Raw genomic sequence first — 2,192 nt, 5'->3', positions numbered from 1 at the left:
CCTTTGCCGCCGTGCCGGCGATCCTGCGGCAGGGCATGCATGCTGCACATATATGGGAGGCTGCGACGCCAGAGAGTGTCTCAATGCTGAGTTTGGTGCCAGTCGAAGCCGTTACTGCCTGTGGTCGGCACTTGAAGGTATCAGATAACATGAACTCCAGCGGCTAAAGTTGTTTGAAAAAGTGTATCTTGACTTGAGCGAATGTCACCTCGCAGCCCCATCTAATGGACGGTTTTCCTACAGACGTAAACATCGCGGAGCGGTGGGCCTTGCTTTTGGTCGAGTCCATCTTCAAACCCGCGGCGGCCCCAGCGGCTTGGCAACGCAGGCCTCATTGATCACAACTCAGTAGAGGGTTTCACCTAGGATAGAAATGCATAACCGATCCATTCCCACATCAAAATCAAAAGTTCAAAGTTTTACATCAATGGGATAGCATCGGTGGCCATCCAAAGTCTGCGAAACAAGCTCAACCAACTTAATACAAACCTCAATATTTTAACAACAAAAGCTAAGCCCAAGTTCCCACAAAAGAGACCCGTGTATCACCCTAGCCGCCCACTCGCCATTTGGATTCCAATCACAATAACTGTAGATACTAGATTCAAATGAATCAGATTCCTGTTTTACCGCTTTGGTTCACATGGGCATTATTATCAGCGATTTTTGCTAGCGCCTCTGCCGTACTAGGAAAAGTAGGACTTGAAAATATTGAAGCTGACTTAGCAACCTTAATCCGCACTATTGTCATATCAATATTCCTACCCTTGCTGATCATTGCAACTGGAAAGTGGAGCAATCCTTTTGCACTTTCTCAGCAGACATGGGTATTTATAACCCTTTCCGGTGTGGCAAGCGGCCTGTCCTCATTCTGCTTTTTTAGGGCACTAAAGCAGGGGGATGCATCATTAGTGGTACCGGTTGATCGCCTCAGCCTATTATTAGTTGCCCTTATAGGCTTTGCCTTTCTCGGTGAACGTCCCTCAGCAGCTAGCTGGGCGGCGTTATTACTTATTGCCGGAGGAGGCATACTATTATCGCTTGCCGAATAGGGTAAGGCTTGCGTAGCTAAGTCGCTTAATTCGTTAACTGCGTCGAAGTATAAATTATTGCCCTATGTTTTAAGGCAAATGCATTGGCCTAAAAATCTCTGACTTACCAATAGCCAACTCGAAACTATCAGGCAAAAGTTTCTCAAGCCAATACTGAACTATGACCCGGGGCCTGCGGGCAGAGAAATATATCAAATGTAAATCAATATTACCTTGAATTAGTATATACACGCTAGGGCGACAATTAAGCCAGTACGGGTGCCCCATGCTGCCAGATGATTAGTCACCGTGACTGCGATCCCACTGCAGGGTCAACCCCGGATGTTCTGCGCAAGTGATTGCTAGTGGATGGCCAACCAACTCAGAGGATGCACAGGTCGTTATCAAACTCCGCAGCAGGGGGTAGCGCTCCACCATCGCTGCGTATTCAGGTGAATTGCGGTAAGAGTTCTCCAAAAGCCGGTAGTCCTGATCCGGCTGCATCGAACCAGAAGGGGCGCCATATAGATGCGCGGAGGTTTCTGCCTCGGCCGAATCCGCTTCTAGCTCGGTGGGCCTGAGGCCAGTTTTTTCAGTTTTCATGGGATGCTGAGTGCGGGCACTCGGGGTTGCTTCTTACGCTCAACTGCAAAGCTGACGCAGCGGCTAGGCAATGGAGCCTGCTGTCAGCGGGATCAAACAGAAGCAGCTGTCTCAGTGGTTCTGTTAAGGGCTTTTTTCCAGACGGTCACTGCGAGCGCCTAGAGCGCCTTTTGCAGGGCAGTAAGACGGCGGGCATTGACGCCTAGATCCGAATCCCCAAGACGGGACACCGAGCGGGCTTGCAGCATGCCATTGGCTTGGTCTGCATAGAGTTCCAGATCGTCGATAAAGCCGAACAGGGCACTGGTGGCAGTGGCGTGGACGTAGCCCTCGCCCTGCTCCACCAGCTCGGTGCGGGGCATGGCCAGGATCACCGGCACCAGGTCCGCCAGGGCAGTATCGGGATTTGCCACAGTCCAATCAGCGCGGGCGCAGTGAGCGGGCGATGGGCAGGGAGCCAGGGCTCCCTGGTAGACGCCTAGAGCGGCGTCCCATGGAGTGGTGTAACTCAGGGGGATCAGCCCCGGCGTAGCCGGGGCTGACGGCTCGCCTCCCTCA

The 2,192-nt window shown here is 52.1% G+C and carries 2 protein-coding genes; one reads left to right on the top strand and one right to left on the bottom strand.

What is annotated here, in order from left to right; translation table 11 throughout:
- Positions 1-608 precede the first annotated feature (608 nt).
- On the top strand, positions 609-1,052 hold the full coding sequence (locus AC01FP_RS17125) for an EamA family transporter (protein WP_474481893.1): 444 nt from the start codon (positions 609-611) through the stop codon (positions 1,050-1,052).
- Between the two features lie 740 nt (positions 1,053-1,792).
- Here AC01FP_RS17125 and AC01FP_RS17120 read toward each other — a convergent pair.
- Positions 1,793-2,146, bottom strand: coding sequence for a DUF1499 domain-containing protein (locus tag AC01FP_RS17120; RefSeq protein WP_474481895.1), 354 nt, complete (start codon positions 2,144-2,146; stop codon positions 1,793-1,795).
- Between the last annotated feature and the right edge of the window lie 46 nt (positions 2,147-2,192).

The sequence above is a fragment of the Cyanobium sp. NIVA-CYA 375 genome, assembly GCF_056108345.1.
Note: the sequence above shows the minus strand (reverse complement) of the source record. Positions and strands in the feature narration are given on the sequence as shown.

What these genes read in the sequence shown, in the direction of transcription:
- AC01FP_RS17125 (WP_474481893.1), top strand. Translation starts at nt 609, where the DNA reads ATGAATCAGATTCCTGTTTTACCGCTTTGGTTCACATGGGCATTATTA.